Source organism: Psychrobacter sp. 1U1, assembly GCF_051847535.1.
Classification (GTDB): Bacteria; Pseudomonadota; Gammaproteobacteria; order Pseudomonadales; family Moraxellaceae; genus Psychrobacter; species Psychrobacter saeujeotis.
This window is the reverse complement of sequence record NZ_JBPYDD010000003.1, coordinates 35,332-52,999: the sequence shown is the minus strand read 5'-3', so window position 1 is coordinate 52,999 and position 17,668 is coordinate 35,332. Positions and strand designations below refer to the sequence as shown.

The 17,668-nt window shown below is 44.0% G+C and carries 11 protein-coding genes; 4 read left to right on the top strand and 7 right to left on the bottom strand.

From position 1 onward, the window contains the following. Positions 1-247 precede the first annotated feature (247 nt). The gene (locus ACS8FB_RS04880; protein ID WP_439261338.1) at positions 248-3,691 is read left to right on the top strand and encodes an ESPR-type extended signal peptide-containing protein; all 3,444 of its coding nucleotides are present in this window, start codon (positions 248-250) and stop codon (positions 3,689-3,691) included. Between the two features lie 293 nt (positions 3,692-3,984). Here the strand turns inward: ACS8FB_RS04880 and ACS8FB_RS04875 are convergent, their stop codons facing one another. Continuing rightward, positions 3,985-4,371 (bottom strand): hypothetical protein, encoded by a 387-nt coding sequence (locus ACS8FB_RS04875; protein ID WP_439261337.1) that lies wholly within the window; start codon positions 4,369-4,371, stop codon positions 3,985-3,987. Between the two features lie 254 nt (positions 4,372-4,625). Between ACS8FB_RS04875 and ACS8FB_RS04870 the strand changes: the two genes are divergently transcribed. Then, complete coding sequence (locus tag ACS8FB_RS04870) at positions 4,626-5,300, top strand: hypothetical protein (RefSeq protein ID WP_439261336.1); 675 nt, start codon at positions 4,626-4,628, stop codon at positions 5,298-5,300. A gap of 187 nt (positions 5,301-5,487) precedes the next feature. Here the strand turns inward: ACS8FB_RS04870 and ACS8FB_RS04865 are convergent, their stop codons facing one another. Continuing rightward, a complete protein-coding gene (locus ACS8FB_RS04865) occupies positions 5,488-6,162 on the bottom strand; it encodes a M90 family metallopeptidase (protein WP_439261335.1) in 675 nt (224 codons plus the stop codon). A gap of 503 nt (positions 6,163-6,665) precedes the next feature. Between ACS8FB_RS04865 and ACS8FB_RS04860 the strand changes: the two genes are divergently transcribed. Then, positions 6,666-7,424, top strand: coding sequence for a 5-oxoprolinase subunit PxpA (locus tag ACS8FB_RS04860; RefSeq protein WP_439261334.1), 759 nt, complete (start codon positions 6,666-6,668; stop codon positions 7,422-7,424). 40 nt (positions 7,425-7,464) lie between these two features. Continuing rightward, entirely contained in the window at positions 7,465-8,949 is a 1,485-nt protein-coding gene (locus ACS8FB_RS04855) for an amidase (RefSeq protein WP_439261333.1), read from the top strand. A 173-nt stretch (positions 8,950-9,122) separates the two neighbouring features. Here ACS8FB_RS04855 and uvrA read toward each other — a convergent pair whose 3' ends face one another. The 5 genes from uvrA to ACS8FB_RS04830 all read right to left on the bottom strand — a co-directional run bounded on the left by uvrA (position 9,123) and on the right by ACS8FB_RS04830 (position 17,375). Beyond that, the gene (uvrA, locus tag ACS8FB_RS04850) at positions 9,123-11,681 is read right to left on the bottom strand and encodes an excinuclease ABC subunit UvrA (protein WP_439261332.1); all 2,559 of its coding nucleotides are present in this window, start codon (positions 11,679-11,681) and stop codon (positions 9,123-9,125) included. Between the two features lie 231 nt (positions 11,682-11,912). Beyond that, complete coding sequence (locus ACS8FB_RS04845; RefSeq protein WP_439261331.1) at positions 11,913-12,452, bottom strand: redoxin domain-containing protein; 540 nt, start codon at positions 12,450-12,452, stop codon at positions 11,913-11,915. A 161-nt stretch (positions 12,453-12,613) separates the two neighbouring features. Further along, on the bottom strand, positions 12,614-13,858 hold the full coding sequence (locus ACS8FB_RS04840; protein WP_439261330.1) for a DUF819 family protein: 1,245 nt from the start codon (positions 13,856-13,858) through the stop codon (positions 12,614-12,616). Between the two features lie 204 nt (positions 13,859-14,062). Beyond that, the gene (locus ACS8FB_RS04835) at positions 14,063-15,694 is read right to left on the bottom strand and encodes a DEAD/DEAH box helicase (protein WP_439261329.1); all 1,632 of its coding nucleotides are present in this window, start codon (positions 15,692-15,694) and stop codon (positions 14,063-14,065) included. 556 nt (positions 15,695-16,250) lie between these two features. Beyond that, a complete protein-coding gene (locus tag ACS8FB_RS04830; RefSeq protein ID WP_439261328.1) occupies positions 16,251-17,375 on the bottom strand; it encodes a DUF1176 domain-containing protein in 1,125 nt (374 codons plus the stop codon). Between the last annotated feature and the right edge of the window lie 293 nt (positions 17,376-17,668).

The following is a 17,668-nucleotide window of genomic DNA, read 5'->3' as shown; positions in this document are numbered from 1 at the left end:
TAATAGAGCGTGTTTTTTTATATTGGCGGTATATTTTCGATAGTTATAGGAATACCATATACTTTGTAAGAGATTGATTTTCTCATTTATTAAATAGATAGAAAATTGTTCGCTAATATTCTTATCATATTTTTTTGTATAAATTAGTAATAAAAAATTACGCCATATTTACATTTTGTAAGCTTGTAAACATATTCGCTTTGATGAATACTAATCGAAAGTATTTTTTAAAGTGAAGGAGCAAGCAGTGAATAAGATATTCAAAAAAATTTGGAACCAATCATTAGGGCAGGTGGTAGTCACCTCTGAGACGGCAAAAAGTGCAGGCAAAACCAACGGCGTAACTGGTAGTATTAGCCAAACGATTAGCCTATCTAGTCATTCATCCAACAGTTCATCTAATTATCCAATGCTGACTCTAAAAGCTTTAGTTCTTGGTATGACAGCGATTAGCACTACGGTTTGGGCAGATACCGGTTTTGATAATACAGATCCTAGTTACATTGATTTAAATAAAAACAGTAGTGATGTAGACCTTGATGAAAATCCAATGCCTTCATTCAGTACAGAAGTCGGTTTTGATAATATGGCAGGGGGTATATTTAGTAGTGCGGTCGGTAGTAAAAATCAAGCAATGCACGATGGCAGCAATGCTCTAGGTTATAATAACAAGGCATTCGGTCATCAAAGCAGTGCTGTGGGTAGTAACAATAACGCGCAGACTTGGGGAACTAGTGCGATAGGCAATGGCAATGCAGCATTAGAAGAATATAGCATCGCAATAGGTAATGGTAATGTCGCAGAGGGTGGTTGGAGCAATGCGCTGGGTCGTGGCAATGCTACATCAGGGTATTATAGCAGTGCATTGGGTAATGAGAATACTGCTTCAGGTGAAAACAGCAGTGCCGTAGGTTATATCAATGATGCATCGGGTGAAAACAGCAGTGCGGTAGGGGCTAATAATAAAGCAGAAGGTACTGATAGCAGTGCAGTAGGTCATAATAATACTGCAAGCGGTCCCTTGAGTAGTGCCGTAGGTAACGGTAATACTGCATCGGGCAATAGTAGCAGTGCGGTAGGTTTCGGTAATGAAGCATTATTTACAAACAGTAGTGCAGTGGGTAATAGCAATACCGCACGGAGTAGATACAGCAGTGCGGTGGGTTATAACAATATCACATCGAGTAGGGACAGCAGTGCTATAGGTAATAAAAATCAGGCGTTGGAGGAACATAGCAGTGCGGTGGGTTTTAGCAATACAGCAGTGGGCTTGTTAAGCAGTGCGGTGGGTTCTAACAATACCGCATCGAGTGAATATAGCAGTGCGATGGGGGCTTTTAATGAAGCATCAGGTGATGGTAGCAGTGCAGTAGGGTCTGGAAATTCGGCAAGGGGTTCTGATAGCAGTGCGATAGGTCGTTCAAATACAGCAGAGGGTACTGATAGCAGTGCAGTGGGTGATAACAATACCGCATCGGGTGAAAACAGCAGTGCGGTTGGCTACATAAATGAATCATCAGGACTTAATAGTAGTGCATTAGGTAATGGTAATAAAGCAGTAGGTGAAGAAAACAGTACTGCAGTAGGCTATAACAATACTGCAAACGGTCTTTATAATAGCAGTGCCGTGGGTAATGGTAATAGCGCAGAGGGTGGTTGGGGTAGTGCATTAGGTAGTAACAACAACGCATCAGGTGACTATAGCAGTGCAGTAGGTTATAACAATACTGCACGTGGTGCCTTAAGCAGTGCTATCGGTGACAGCAATACAGCGACATTTTTTGGGACCAGTGCCGTAGGCAGTGGCAATACTGCATCGGGAGAATATAGTAGTGCAGTAGGTAACGAGAATAGGGCATCAGGCGGTTGGAGCAGCGCAATGGGCTCTGGAAATACGGCATCAGGTGAAAACAGCAGTGCATTAGGGGCTAATAACACAGCATCGGGTGAAAAAAGCAGTGCGCTGGGTCGTTCCAATACGGTATCGGGTAGATTTAGTAGTGCGATAGGTTTCAATAATGAAGCATCGGATGACTTTAGCAATGCAATAGGAGCTGCTAACAAGGCATCAACACGTAATAGCAGTGCGATAGGGGTTAGTAATACAGCACTAGGTGTTGATAGCAGTGCGCTGGGTCGCTCTAATACTGCATCAGGAATTGTTAGCAGTGCAGTAGGTGTTTCCAATGAATCTTCGGGTGCTGCTAGTAGTGCGATGGGTCGTAAAAATAAAGCAAGAGGTACTGATAGTAGTGCAGTTGGTTCTAATAATATAGCATCTGCTAGCAATAGCAGCGCATTGGGTAGTGATAATTATGCATCTGCTAGCAATAGTAGCGCAGTAGGTCGCTCCAATACGGCATCAGGTAATATTAGCAGTGCCATAGGCATTAGCAATAGAGCAGTGGGTATTGCCAGCAATGCTGTAGGTCGTTCCAATATCGCATCAGGTAATGCAAGTAGTGCGGTGGGTTACAAGAATGACGCGGATGGTGAATATAGCAGTGCGCTAGGCTCTTTTAATAAAGCAACGGGCATTAGTAGTAGTGCGGTGGGTTATAGAAATATTGCCTCAAGTAGTTTTAGTAGCGTATTTGGAAGTAACAGCCGCGCTACAGCAGCACGTGCCACGGCCATTGGCCATAATTCTCTTGCGGATGAGGTAGATACCATTTCAGTGGGCCGCGCAGGTAGTGAGAAACGTATCACCAACGTTGCTGGTCCACAAAACGATTATGATGCTGCCAATAAACGTTACGTCGATGATCAAATACTAGTGATACAAAGAAACTTTTTAGTTACCCCCCAGTCAGCTATGATTCAGCCTGCATCTATTGGACCTGCACCTATTGAGAATGAAATCAGTAGGTTTACGTTTGCAGAGTTTGCAACTGCCGACAATGCAAGTATGAGGTCGGTAGAGGCAAATGCTATAGATAATAATGCTACAAGCGCCAATAACGCAGTCTGGCAAGGTGAAGGTGAGCAATCTATTGCCATTGGTGATGGTTCAGAAGCAAGCGGTGTGCAATCCATTAGTATCGGTACCGGTAATCAGGTCACAGGAGACCATTCTGGGGCGATTGGTGACCCAAATATCGTCAGCGGCAATAGCAGTTACGCTTTCGGTAACGATAATACGGTGTCTGGTGACAATACTTTTGTAGTAGGCAACAACGTGAATACATCAGCTCAAAATGCGGTGGTATTGGGTAATGATTCTAGCTCTGACCGTGACAACACCGTATCCGTTGGCTCTGCTAGTAACCAACGTCAAATAATAAATGTCGCTGATGGCACTGATGAGCATGATGCGGTAAACGTCAGACAACTACAAGCTGAAAAAACGAACGCTATCGAAACGGCCAATGCCTATACTGATACTGGTATAGCGACTTTGAATAACACATTCCAAAATTATGAGGTTGAGACTGACAGACGTTTTCGGGAGGTCGATGAGCGTTTTGATCGTCAGGGTGCCATGAGTGCCGCAATGTTAAACATGGCTACAAGTACATCAGGCCTATCAGGTAAAAACCGTATAGGCGTAGGTGCAGGTTTTCAAGGATCTGAGCAAGCGGTTTCAGTCGGCTATCAACGCGTCATCCATCCTAATGCAAGTGTCAGTGTTGGCGGTGCTTTCACCAAAGATGAGACTTCTGGTGGTGTAGGTTTGGGTTATAGCTGGTAAAGACTCACTAAGCACAAACAAGGGATATTTGTTTATCCCTTGTTTTTTTTATAGATGTGAGCTGCCAACGCAGTTTGATATAAAACAGTCTATTTAACATAATATACATTATGCGAAAACAAACCAACGGTCTTAGATGTTAAGCGCATAATATTTTAGTCCAATTATTTGTTATCCAGTTCTGTCTACAAGTCTTGCCATTCATTTCTAAAAGAATTTATTCCATACTTAAATATCTATATTCCTTCTTAATTAATAGATATTAATACTCACATCTATCTCTTATATTCCAGCTAACGACAATGCTTCAGTAAATGCTCTTGTAACGATGTACCATCCTCATCTAAGATGACATCTGCCACTTGGCAATTTTCTTCATTATCGATGCTATCACATGACAGCTCATAATAAACATCATTACCTTGCACTAAGCTGACTTTGACCAAACCTTTTGTGGTCACTGAAAACTGCTTGTCTTGTGCATAGTCAGGATCTTGAGAACTCCACAACACGTCATACCCAATGTGACATGACACTTGCTCTTTATCAAAGTAATCCTGCTCAAGCTGCATTGCTGCCCGTAGCTCTGGACTGCCATATTGTTGCAGCACAACCGGATAATCTTGACCTTGATTATTCACATCCTGCTGGTACATCTTGGCAATAGTATTAACTTTCATGGCAAAAACCTTCTGTAACGGCTCAGTTAGATTAGCGCTAGCCGTCATAGCAGAAAACCCTATTATTAACATTATTATAGTAAATATCGTTTTTTGCATGGTGTCCTCCATGAACTATGACATTTTAAGTATTAAATTCATTAAAACACATATAAACTAGCATTTTACTGCATAATTGTTTAGTATTTATATTAGTCTAACTCTTCTTTAATTCCACTTTTATAAAAGCAATAAGCTATGATAAGGATATTGTTATGATGCTGTCATCTCGTTTTGATATTTCTAAGTCCTATCTTTATAAACTATCAGCCGCTGTGTGCTTTGCTTCAATACTAGTTACTACCGGTTGCCAATCTTCTGCTGAGTCAAATGCAACCGTTACTAACCAATCAAACGGTAACTCATCGACGACAGTTGTCTCAGATATAAGTCAGCAAACTCTCAGACAGCAAGCATTACGTATCCAGCGTGCACTCGCTAATAATGACTACGCTCGCATCACCAATGATATCCATCCGACACGTGGCGTTCGCTTCTCAATGTACGCTTATGTGCGCCCTGAAGCTGATAAAGTCTTTAGCCGTGAGCAATATGCACAGTATCTACAACAGTCTAAAATTCGCTTCACTTGGGGCGAACTTGACGGTACTGGCAATCCATTAATAATCCCACTACCAAAATACCTAGCTACTTGGGTAGCTGCGCAAAAGTATAATAATAGCTCCACCAGTATCAATGAATTCCGCCAAACAGGTGGTATGATTAATAATGTAAGAGATATCTATCAAAATTCGGATGTGGTTGAGTTCTATTATGAAGGATCAGATGAATACGATGGGATGGACTGGCGCATCATGCGCTTAGTGTTTGATGAATATCAAGGTAAGCGTTATTTGGTGGCTATTATTAATGACCAATGGACAGTTTAGAAAAAACATAGTTACATGATTTTTTAGTTAAATTCGATAAAAAAGGGCAATGCATCGTATGTGATGCACTGCCCTTTTTGTTTGTTGTTATGGCTATATATTCAGTTTTTTATATAAGTTATAGTGGCGTCTGTCGAAAGAATTTCACCATAATCTCATAAATATCAGGATAAGCGTCTACCAGCTTTTACGGGGTCTCAAAAAATACTTCGCTTAGCACAGCAAAGAATTCAGCCGGATTGGTCGCACCATAACGATCTAGACCAGATTTACGATGCTTTTGGAAGTCTTCAAAATCTCGACTCATAACCTCAGTCCAACGCTCAGGATCCATATCAGGTTGTAGTGGCGGAAAGCCATTGGCGCGACCATTAAGCATATCGAGCTTATGCACAAACTCGTGAATGACCACATTGTGACCGTCACGCTCGCCTGAGTGCTTGGCATCCTTCCATGATAAAACCACAGGCCCACGCTGCCATGCCTCCCCGCTTCGATGTTGCTGGCCTTCATGAACAATACCAAACTCATCTACTGTTTTGGTCTCGCTTTTGTATGAACCAGGATAGATGATGACTGACGACCAGCCAGCGTACCACTCAAGTCCTAAATTTAAGATAGGCAGACAAGCTTGCAAGGCAATAGACTGCTTAACAGCATCGGTAATCTCAAAGCCTTGAGCGCCGTTAATAGATTTGTCCTCCAAAAATAATGTCGCCAAATCAAACAAACGAGACATCTCATCCTTGTCTAGTCTATCGAGTATCACAATACGCTTGGCAGCTTGTGTCCAGTCAGCCTCGGTAAATTCGCTATTATCCAGTATTCGCTGCTCGCGCCAGTCTTTTATTATCTCGAACATATTGATTTTCCCTAACGTTAACGTTTAAACCATATTTATCCCATCTATTTACTGCACGATGTTACCAAACAAACTGAGAGCAGCGATGATATTTATATAGTGCTTGATATCGTTATGATTTAATGTGCGCAAATATATAAGTACCCTGCTCTATTTTTCATCTTTTAAAAGTAAAGCCTAATACATGCGCCCTAAACATATAAGGCTCAAAATAAAGCTGTATGCTTTAGTCTAAAATGATTCATTACGTTGAGCTTACCTTTTTCAAAAAAACTTAAATTAAAAATTACATTGCAATATATCTCTCTTCTATCAAAGCGTCTATGATTAAAGTGCATATCCTAGAGCTACGCATGAAGCTTTTATAACAATAAACCTTTTTGCTTTAGCTACTACCTGTACCGCTTTGACTTTGCGCAACCCTCATTCATAAATGGCTTTAATAATATTCATATAGCTTTTTAATGGACATAAACATAAAGATATTGCTAAGGAGCTTTTCAATGGTATCAACGATTGACTTAAATTCAGATATGGGAGAAGGATTTGGCGCTTGGACGATTGGCGACGGGGTCGATCCCGATATTATGCCACTTATTAGCTCAGCCAATATTGCCGCAGGTTTTCACGCCGGCGACCCCTCTACTATGGCTGAGACGCTGCGGCTGGCAGCGCGCCATGAAGTATGCATTGGTGTCCATCCAGGTTTTCGTGACTTGGTCGGCTTTGGACGTCGCCATATCTTAGCATCTGCTGATGAACTGGTGAATGATGCATTGTACCAATTAGGTGCTCTACGAGAACTTGCTCATCTTAAAGGTCTAAAGATGCATCATTTCAAACTGCATGGCGCATTATTTATGCACGCAGCACGAGATGAAGAATTTGCTGAAAAGCTAACTTCTGCCCTAGCAATTGTCGCTCCCAACTTAGCTATTTACTGCTTGGCAGACACAACAATTGATCATGCAGCAAAAAATGCTGGGTTACATAGAGTGCATGAGTTTTATGCAGATCGTGATTACGACGATGAAGGAAATCTTGTGTTTGTGCGCAAGATCAAGCCACTTGATCCTAAGATTGTGGCACAAAAAGTATTACGTGCCTGCCAGCATAATGAAGTAGAGTCAATTAATGGCCAGCTATTAACGGTTAAATTCGATTCTGTATGTATTCACAGTGACACTCCAGGCGCCCTTTCACTGATAAAAGCAGTACGAGCAGCTCTTGATAACGCGGGTATCGAGGTAGCGGCTCCTTAACTTTCATTAATAATAATTTCAAGGAAGAAGGAAAATCATCATGAAAAATCTCGAAATTGAAGAATTAACTATTGCTGATATGCAGACGCACCTTAAGAATGGATCGCTTACTGTTCGAGGTCTGGTTGAAGCATACCTCGACCGAATCGAAGCCATTGACAGATCTGGTCCTACTCTTAACTCTATCATTACTATTAATCCACTCGCGCTCGATGAAGCCGATCGCCTTGATTCACATTTTGCAGAAACAGGAGAGTTTGTTGGGGCGTTGCATGGCGTACCGGTGCTTGTAAAAGATCAGATAGAAACCAAAGATATGATGACGACCTTTGGTTCTATCGCTCAAGACGGCTACCAACCAAAAGACGACGCAACCGTTGTCAAAAAGATCAAAGCGGCTGGCGCCATCATCCTTGCCAAGACAGTATTGCCAGATTTTGCATCCTCATGGTTTGGATTCTGCTCAAAACAGGGCGAAACTAAGAACCCGTATGTTTTGTCGCATGATCCAGGCGGCTCTAGTAGTGGTACAGCCGCTGGGATAGCGGCGAATCTAGGATTAGTCGGAGTTGGCGAAGATACTGGTGGCTCTATACGCCTGCCAGCCAGTTTTACCAATCTCGTTGGTGTCCGTGTTACGCCAGGCCTAATCAGTCGCGACGGCACTTCACCTCTTGTAGTATTTCAAGACACAGCAGGACCGATAGCGCGTACCGTTACAGATGCTGCTCTTCTTCTAGATGCAATGGTGGGCTATGATCCAAAAGATGAATATACTACTGCCGCAAGTATTGCCAATCATCAAGGCAGCTATGCGGATGCGATGGATATTAACAGTCTTAAAAATGCGCGTCTGGGCGTTGTCCGTAATGCTTATGGATCAAACGATGACACTGAATCAGCAGAAGTTAATCAGATTATCGACTCAGCTCTTGAACAAGCAAAGAGCGCTGGTGCAGAACTCATCGATGTTGAAATTCCAGATATGATGGAACACATTACTGAAACCTCCTTATATGGTTCGCATTCACGACACGACATCAATGAGTTTTTAGCCTCACGTGAAAATATGCCAATCAAAAGCCTTGAAGAAATCAAAGAAAAAGGCTTATTTCATCCTGTGCTGGACCTTTTAATTGATATCTTTGAGGGGCCAGTAAACCCAGAAGATGAGCCTGATTATTTCAAAAAACTTGCCGCTCGTGACAAATTCCAGCGCCTAGTTGCCGGAATCGTTGCAAAAAACAACTTAGATGCACTGGTATTTCCTTGCATTCAGATTCTGCCACCATCGAAACAAGATGTCCGTGATGGCAAGCATCAAGTATTAACTTTCCCAACAAATACTTTGATTGCTTCACAAACTTGGATGCCATCGATTTGTTTGCCTGCTGGATTTAGTAAAAATGGGTTACCCGTGGGTATGGAGCTGGTTGTTTTGCCCTATCACGAGCCTGATTTATTCCGATTGGGTTATGCGTTTGAACAAGCTAACAATGTACGTCAAACGCCTAAGTATTTATGATTTTCTAATTTTAAGACTCGCTTTAACGGCTATAGTACTGAGTTACTTAAATGCAATGATCTACTCGATAATTTTCACCATCTGCAGCAGTTGTCGAAAATACTGCGACAACTGCTTATTTATCCAGCTTACCTTTTTTAAAGACATTGTTAGTTTGATTAATACTAATAACACTACACCAATAAAAAGGGTGCGGTACGACTAGTCTTGGACTGCGCCACCTCAATAGGCGTGCCTTGAGCAACGATAGATCCACCCGCATCCCCTGCCCCTGGACCAATATCAATAATCCAGTCGCTATTGCTGGCCACTTGCATATCGTGCTCAACCATAATGACAGTATTGCCCGCCTCGACGAGCGCATTCAATTGCGCCATTAGCATCGACACATCGGCAGGATGCAGACCGGTGGTCGGCTCATCCAAGATATAGAGCGTATCACCACGCTGGGTACGTTGTAACTCGGTGGCAAGCTTGATACGCTGCGCCTCCCCGCCCGACAGTTCAGTCGCTGGCTGCCCCAGACGCAAGTAGCCAAGACCAACTTGCAAGAGAGCATCTAAAGCACGTAATATCGAGGCTTCTCCGTCAAAAAACGCATAAGCGGCTTCTACCGTTAGATCCAGTACTTCAGCGATGTTTTTATCTCGGTAAGTGATCGCCAGCGTGTCATTATCATAGCGCTGACCGTGACAAACTTGGCAAGGCGCATAAACACTCGGCAAAAATAGCAGCTCGACACTGACAAACCCTAGCCCTTCACAGTTGGGGCAACGACCCTTTGGCGTGTTAAATGAAAAACGGCCCGCATCATAACCGCGCGCTTTGGCCTCTGCCGTTGCCACAAACAATTTACGGACATCATCAAACAGCCCTGTATAGGTCGCAAGGTTTGAGCGCGGCGTACGGCCAATGGCTTTTTGATTGATATCAATAAGGCGGCTGACCTTGTCCATGCCAACAATTATTTTGCCTTTAGTAACCGTCTCAAACTCCTGCTCTAACAAATCCGCTTCATCCGCTGGCGCGTCTGCACTGGATTTTTTTCCTAATGCCTCATTGACCAGCTCAACTAGAGCTTGACTGACCAAGCTTGATTTGCCTGATCCCGATACGCCAGTCACACAGCTCATAACCCCTAGTGGCAACTCAATACTTAACCCTTGGATATTGTTACGCTCTATATCAGCAAGCTTTAGCCAAGCGTTAGGTTTTCTAAGCGGTTGTTTGTGTGTCGTCTCTTTATCGGTAAAGAGATATTGCGCCGTTGTTGATGCAGCAACCTTGCGCAAACCCTCTACAGGTCCGCTATAGACAATCTCGCCGCCATGCGTACCCGCATGTGGCCCGACATCGACCACCCAATCGGCATGACGAATAACGCTCACATCATGCTCGACGACAAACACTGAATTGCCAGCGGCGATGAGCTCATCCAATGCACCGAGTAGTGCTTGCGTGTCGGCAGGATGCAAGCCTGCGGATGGCTCATCAAGCACATACACCACCCCAAACAGCTGCGAACGTATTTGCGTGGACAGACGCAAGCGCTGTAACTCCCCTGGCGATAATGTCGGCGTGGTGCGCTCAAGCGATAAGTAACCTAAGCCCAGTCTCGTTAATGCCTCAACACGCGTTAAAATGTCGCTAGCGATCCGCTGTGCGACGATGGCTTTTTCGCGGTTGGGGGTGTCATCTTCGATTTTTGTATGCGCTGTTTTTTCCAGTGTTAACGCCAAATCGGTTAAGGTAAGTTGCGACAGCTCGCCGATATCCAGCCCTGCAAACTTTACTGATAGCGATTCTTTTTTGAGCTTTTTACCGTGGCACTCTGGGCATACAGAGATTTGCATAAACTGTGAGACCCGTTTTTTGACCCGTGGGCTTTGCGTGGTGGTAAAGGCATTTAAAATAAAGTTTTTGGCACTGATATACGTGCCCATATAATTGGGCTTCTCTCCTTTTTCAATTGCAGCACGCGTTTGCGTCACATTGTATTCAGGATAGACTGGTACCGTTGGCGTTTCATCAGTAAACAAAATCCAATCGCGAGACTTTTTGGGCAATTTGTGCCACGGCGTATCGATATCATAGCCAAGCGTGGTCAATATCCGGCTCAAGTTTTGTCCTTGCCAAGCGCCGGGCCATGACGCAATCGCCCGCTCACGAATGGACTTGGTACTATCAGGCACCATCAAATCTTCGGTCACATCAAACACTCGGCCAATACCAGAGCACGCTCGGCATGCACCTTCTGGCGTATTGGGCGAAAATGCATCAGCGTAGAGCATGTCTTGATCTGCTGGGTACTCGCCAGCTCGTGAGTACAACATCCGCAAGCCGTTCGATATGGTCGTGACACTGCCAACGGAGGAGCGTACAGAGGGTGTGCCGCGCTGCTGCTGTAAGGCGACTGCGGGTGGCAGGCCTTCTATGGCATCGACATCTGGCTCGTCCACTTGATCGATCAAACGCCTTGCATACGGTGACACCGAATCCAGATAACGGCGCTGTGATTCGGCGAACAAAGTCCCAAACGCCAGCGATGACTTGCCTGAGCCTGATATACCCGTGAACACCACAAGTGCATCACGTGGCAAGTCAACATCGACGTTTTTTAGATTATGGACACGTGCGCCTCGGACTTGAACGTGATTGTTTGGTTGCCTGCTCCGTTGATGATTGGGAGTGCTATAAAGATCGTGGAAGTTTGTGTTATTGTACTTGGCCATACCGCAGTCTTTCCTCTTAACTCATTGTTATTATAAGATTTGATTCACAAGAGGTTAACACACCTTGATTGTAGCCTATGGCTCGGCTTACGTATTCATAGTATAGAGAGACAAAACGATAACTTGAAACTAAAAAGAATATAAAAATAGCGCGCTAAAGACATCTTTAGCGCGCTATTTATTTACAAGTCAATGCGTTTATAACTTATGACGCGTAATTATTAATAACTATTAATAATCATGAGTACCACGAATGGGATAGTCTTTGTCTCTGATAAACGCCAAACCTTCTGCAAGTGTTTCAAGATCGGGTCTTACAAAAGGATTATTTGAGATATCCACGACCTGAATATCCCCTTTGTCGTTGACCACGTAGATACCAGGTTCAGCAAACGGATGATCGGTTTCTTTTTCTGAGCGCGGATTAGAGATATAAAGCCCCAGCGTTTTCATTTGCTCGACGCTCAAGCCATAAGCAATCGGGAAATCGATATCTATATCGTCAAAATGGCTTTCTAGCTGCTCTTTACTGTCGCCAGATACCGCAATGATATCGACACCTGTTTTATAAAAAGACGTTTTTCTAGTCTCAAGCTCATTGAGGTATTTGGTGCACATCGGACAATGCTGACCGCGATAAATAACGACCAGTTTCCAATCATGACCATGGGCCGGCTTCCCCAATGACTGCATCTCACCGTTATATAGCTGTACTTCCATCTCAGGAAACTTGGTACCAGAAAGCAATTTTTGATTGTAAGATGCTTGCATAATTTTATCCTTATATATTCTCATTATTGTAACTTTGAAGATTGATTTTGACCAATCGTTCAACATCTCACCAACGATGGTATAACTAAAAAGCCGACAGTTAAGTCGACTTTTTGTTATGAAATGATACGTATTGGCAATCTATAGAGATATTTTTAATCTCACCCCACCACCAGCCGCATCATCTGCGTACTGATATAACCGCCAAAGGTGCCGACCGCATAACCAAGAATACCCAAAAACACGCCTACAGGTGCCAAGGAAGGATGAAAGGCGGTGGCGACAATTGGTGCTGAGGACGCGCCGCCTGTATTGGCGTTGGAGCCGACTGCCAAAAAGAAAAACGGCGCACGAATGAGACTAGCGACAGCAAAGACAATCACTACGTGAATACTCATCCATAGCAGACCAATGAGCAGCAGTCGCCACTGTGAGACGATGCCCGCCAGATTGATTTGCATACCGATAGCCGCGATGAGTACGAAGATAAACACCGTACCGATTTTGGAAGCACCCACATGATCAAGCCGGCGAACTTTGGTAAAGGAAAAAATCACCCCTATGATGGTAATGATGACCACCATCCAAAAGAAGCTGCTGGCAAAGCTATATTGTACTGCCCAACTATAGGGCGCAAAGAATTCTGCGATTTGCCCACCGATAAAGTGTGCCACTCCTACCATAGCAAAGCATAAGCCGAACATCACCATTAAGTCATTAAGTGTCGCTGGACGTGCATGGTCACGCTCGTAGCTCTCAACCGCTGCAATCACTTTATTAATACTACTGCTATCAGCCCTTAATAAGCGATCTATCTTATCGCTGTGCTTGGCCATGACCAAGATAGCCAATAGCCACAATGAGGCATTGGTCGTATCAACCAAAATCATCATGCCAAACAAATCATCACTGACCCCAAACAATTCTTTCATCGCTGCCTGATTAGCAGCACCGCCAATCCAGCTACCTGCCACTGCTGAAAACCCGCGCCATAACGTATCATCGGTAAACATACTGGGCGATACCCACTTAGCCACACCCAAACTAATCGGACCACTGATAATAATGGCAATACTGGCGGCAAAAAACATCGCAATGGCTTTCCAGCCTAAGCCCAGTATCTTGGGTACATCCATCGACAGGGTCATCAGTAGTAAGCTGGCTGGTAACAAGTAGGTAGCGGTAAAGCCATAAATCTGTGAGCCAATACCATCAGCAAAGAAGCCCAAGCTATTCAACGTCGCCGGTATAAAGCAGCACAATACGATACCGGGCAATACAGCATAAAAACGTCGCCAAAACTTACTGGGCAATCCTTGGGTATAAAATACCAAGCCTATAATGGCCATGATAATACCAAATGCTAGTGGCAAACTATCAATTGCAAAACTTGAGGTAGCGGGCATCAAAGGGCTCCGAAGTGTGCGATTTATCAAAGTTTGTCAGTATAGACAAGGCAAAAAATAGGTGCAAGCTGCTATTTGGCCAAATCCTAAATTGAATAGACACAAAAAAGCCAGATAACACGTATCTGGCTTTTTCCGGCTTTACTATAGGGCTAAATGAGCGGCTTTACTATAAACCGTGATTAGCCGTTAGAGCTAACGTTATTACGAGTTTCTACCACGATTGCCACCAGTTGGACGACCTTGACCACGGCTGTCAGAACGATTGGCTGGACGACCTTGGCTACCACTTGGACGACCGCGACCAGAGGCGGCACGTTCACCGCGCGGCGCGCTATTACCGTCACCGCGGTTAGGGCCACTGCGTTTACCTTGGTATGGTTTGCCGCCTGAGCGCTCATTTGGTTTGCCTTGATAGCCACTGTCGTTGCTGGCGCGTTGACCAGTCGCTGCGCGATCACTTGAACGACCACCGGTGGACTTGCCAGCATAACCGCCGCTTGAACGGCCACGGCCTTGACCACCACCGTTAGAGCGTCCGCGACCACGGCCACGCCCTTTACCTTTGTTTTCACTCGGTACATAAGTTTTCTTTGGCTCCATGCCTTCAATGACACAGACTTCCATCTTACGATCTAAGTAGCGGTTGATAGCGTTTAGCTGTGGACGATCATCCATACTACATAAGCTAATAGCCACACCAGTACGACCTGCACGGCCACAACGGCCGATACGGTGGACGTAGTCTTCTGTTTGACGCGGCAAATCGTAGTTGATGACGTGTGAGATGGCTGGTACGTCTAAACCACGGGCTGCAACATCAGTCGCTACCAAGATTTTGCACTTGCCATTACGCAAGTCTTGCACAATACGGTTACGCTTACTTTGTGGTAAGTCACCATGTAGGAAGCTGGCTTTATGACCTTGTTCTTGTAACGATTTGGCCAATTTTTCCGTACTACGTTTGGTCGCTGCAAAGATGATAATTTGGTCCATCTCTGGTTGACAAACAATTTTATCAAGCAAACTATTTTTGTGATTAAAATCATCACAGTAATACACTTTTTCTTCAATGTGTGCTGATTCAACTTTGATTGACACACGCTCAGGATTTTTAGTAAAGCTTGCAGCAATTTTGCCGACCGGGCCGTCCCAAGTCGCTGAACACATAATCGTCTGACGATCCGTTGGTGCCGCACTCAAGATATCACTAATGTCATCAGCAAAACCCATGTCTAGCATGCGGTCCGCTTCATCCAGCACGAGTACTTCAAGGTTTGATAAATCAACACGGCCTGCTTTGATATGGTCAAGTAAACGACCTGGTGTGGCGACAATGACCTGTACGCCTTTTCTTAACGCTGTGATCTGACCGTTGTATGGTGCGCCGCCAACCAATGGCACGCAAAATAGACCGCGCATGTCTTTAGAGTACGTACGCACACTGTCATGCACTTGTTGGGCAAGCTCGCGTGTTGGCGTTAGAATAAGGGCTTTGGTGAGCTTATCAAAGCTGGTAGCACGGCTCAAACGATCCAGTACTGGGATGACGAATGCCGCCGTTTTACCACTACCGGTTTGCGCCGACAATAATAAATCACGGCCTTGTAGGGCAAAAGGAATGGCTTGTGCTTGAATAGGGGTTGGGTTGGTATAACCAACGCGATCAAGCGCTGTCAAAATTGGCTTGGCAATATTAAGGTCAGTAAAGGTAACTTGATCTTCTTTGGCAGCAGTAGCCGCTTGATTATCAGTATCAGAGGTGTCGGTATTTGCAGTATCAGTATTTTCGATGATGCCGTTTTCAGCGGCAATGGTAGATAAGATATCAGTCATGAGAATCCTTGGTAAGTATAAGCTGCTGCACATTCAGCAAGCTTGATGCATACCACTGATAACCGTTCATCACGCTGCTTTTATCGACCATTACCGAAACACAAAAAAGTGTCGATAATCAAAAGCCAAGCCAATAAAGCTTAGAGCCTCTACAATAAATGCGTGCGTGCTGTCTGACGTATTTTGGTGGTAGTGCCGAGTGTCTTATCCTTGTCTGATACAAGCGCATTATCGATACTTTATCCAAAGCAGATAAGGGCGAATAACAACCAATCTAGCCCATACTCATGGGTCAGTAGATAAGATATGAGTCAAAAATAACTGACATATTATAAAGGTTATTTAAGTACACAAAATCATCGGCAACAATTACTAATGGTCAATCCTAGACCCAAAATCGCAGGCGATGTTATCAATCTCATAATTCACGAAAGCCTATGCTAACGTGGCGACGCAGTATAGCACAATGAAACGGCTATCAATACCTATTTTTTAATGTATTGGCAAAAACATAATGTTTGCAAGTTAAAAACAGGGTTTTATGAATCTATAGAGCTTAACGCAGGGTGTTGACCTCAGATACATAAGTTGGCAGCTGCCATGCCCCGCCCGCTTCAATCATACGGCACAGCCCTGTACTACTCTCATGACTTTTTACAAAACTCTTACCCGTCCATATCCAATCAATTTTATTTAAGCAATCACCAATACCGCGGCCTTTTTGTACAGAGCTGATCTTACCGTTTGTATAATCAGTCGCCTCAGTGGTTATTAGCACCGGGTTATAAGGTTTTTTATCATTGATTAGCCACATTCCTGTTCCCGCATTATAAGCACCCATCCAGCAGTTATGTTGGATTAGCAATTGTGACCCATTCAGACGACTGATTCGCCAAGGTGATTTGTCTGTTAAATTTGGGCAGTCAGTATCTACATTGGCTATGGTGCCTCTTGTCAATGCCGATAACTGTGAGGACTTCATACTAAACTTCTCTTTACGGCTTGATGTGGCCCTGATGTTAGGCACTATTAAACGCAGCTGAGGAGCAGGTTTGGGTGGTAGTACATTACTGTTAGACTTGCTTGTGCCATTGGTACTGACTAGCGCACTAGGTGTCCCTACTCGCCCTTGTGCTTCATCAGCTTTTATCATCACCGCCGTTGCGCCCTTATCAGACAACTCCCAACGCGAGTTGCGCATGACCAGTTCAATCTTACTAGATTTGGTCAACGCTTCAAGCAATGCTGAAACTTGGGTGGTAGTAAGCTCGGCATCACCTGCAACTGTTGAAAAAGGCTTGGTTTCTCCCAAATCTTTACCATCAATAAATAACGACATACGGTGGCGATTACCCAGTTGTAGCAGCGCTTTGGTAGAGCTCTCTTTGGTTCCGCCAAGCTTGACTTTACCCATGACATTAGCATCACTACCTGCACGGCGCATGAGTAATATTGATATAGGAAGCTCGCTATTTTCTGCTTGATAACCTGCTAGCCGGCAAGTACGCGTATTGTCACAAGCCACTTGCCAGTCTTGATGCGTCAGCTCAACCGCTGCGCTACTTATCGAACTTAACGCTATAGCACTAATAGCTACTAGTGTCGACGCTGCTATCTTATTCATGAGGAAAATACTTTTTAAAGAGGCGCCGCTATGTGCTTTGTCCCAAGAAGTACCCATTATCCAAGCCAATTTATTTTTATTATTTTTGCCCACAGTCCTATTTGACTGTATAGGCTTATAAGATAAACCCTTCATAATTCTCACTCATCAACAGAGGAAATATAAAACTGTAGCATGATGACTACAGCTAGCTATTGTCTTAGCCCACCGACGTGTCAATTTGTTATTACAATGTATCATTATGTAATGCTGTAAGCAAACAACTTTCAACCAGTTATCATTAATATTTCAATCAGTTAGTAATAAGAAAGCCAATCAGTATGGTGCTGATTGGCTTTCTTATTTTATTT